The sequence below is a fragment of the Xanthomonas sp. SHU 166 genome (genome assembly GCF_000364685.1).
In the GTDB taxonomy this organism is placed as follows: Bacteria; Pseudomonadota; Gammaproteobacteria; order Xanthomonadales; family Xanthomonadaceae; genus Xanthomonas_A; species Xanthomonas_A sontii.
Genome location: NZ_AQOJ01000061.1, coordinates 1 through 1,246, shown reverse-complemented (window position 1 = coordinate 1,246; position 1,246 = coordinate 1). Strand labels below are relative to the sequence as shown.

The following is a 1,246-nucleotide window of genomic DNA, read 5'->3' as shown; positions in this document are numbered from 1 at the left end:
AAGGTCATCACCTCCAACTACAAGGCCGAGTTCGGCCAGGTGAGCGGCGCGGCGGTCACCGCCGCTACCAAGTCTGGTACCAACGAGTTCCACGGCGAGGTGTTCTACCGCTACACCGACCAGGATCTGCGCGACAAGAGCCCGGCCGAGGAAGCGACCGGCAAGAAGGTGGACTCGCAGACCAAGGAATACGGCTTCGCGATCGGTGGCCCAATCCTGCAGGACCGCATGCACTTCTTCTTCGCGTACGAAGGCAAGGACAACGTCGTGCCGCGCACGATCTATCCGGATGCCAAGGCGGCCCGCTATGTGGGCTTCCTGCCGTCCAATCTGTCCAGCCAGTATGGCGCAGCCAACCTGCCGTTCACCGAAGACCTGTACTTCGGCAAGATCGACTTCGAGCCTACCGATCGCGACCGTTTCGAACTGAGCGCGCAGGTCCGCGACGAGACCCAGACCGACAACGTCGGTGGGCAGAACGCGACCGATCACGGCCTTGACAAGATCAACAAGGACAAGCGTGTGGCGCTGCGCTGGGCGCATAGCGCCGATGCCTGGTACAACGAGTTGATCGTCAGCCGCGAGGACGGGCGTAACGATCCGCTGCCGATGTCGATCGGCAATGGCGTCATCTACAACTACCTGGATTACACCGATCCCAACATCGGCGAGTACAACTTCCTGTCCACTGGCCCTTCGGGCGGCGCCAGCGTGCAGAAGCGTCAGCAGAAGGGCTGGTCGCTGCAGAACGACCTGACCTTCACCAGCTTCCAGTGGCATGGCGACCACACCATCAAGATGGGCGTGAACTTCAAGGACATCGAGCTGACGGCGCAGGATGCCGCCTCCTTGAATCCGCAGTTCAGCTACTCGGTCGATGCCAACGGTGTGGCCTCCACGCCCTATCGCGTGGACTTCTACTCGCCGTACGCCACCCCCGGCCAGAGTGCAGTGGTTACGACCAAGGCCAAGCAGTATGGTGTGTACCTGCAAGACGATTGGGCGGTCAACGACAAGCTGATGCTGAACATCGGCATGCGCTGGGACTACGAGGACAACCCGGCCTATACCGATTTCGTCACCTCGGCCGCCTTCGTGCAGGCGCTGTACGCCGACGATCCGGCGAACCCAGGCCATCCCTGGGCCGATCGCCTGCTGCCGAGCGGCGTCAATGCCGCCGACTACATAAGCAACGGCCACAACCGCAAGAACTTCAAGGATGCCTGGCAGCCGCGCCTGGGCTTCT

Annotated in this window: 1 protein-coding gene; it reads left to right on the top strand. The window is 61.9% G+C overall.

The features are described from left to right. On the top strand, positions 1-1,246 hold a 1,246-nt coding region (locus tag D180_RS02675), incomplete at both ends, for a TonB-dependent receptor (RefSeq protein WP_017911572.1).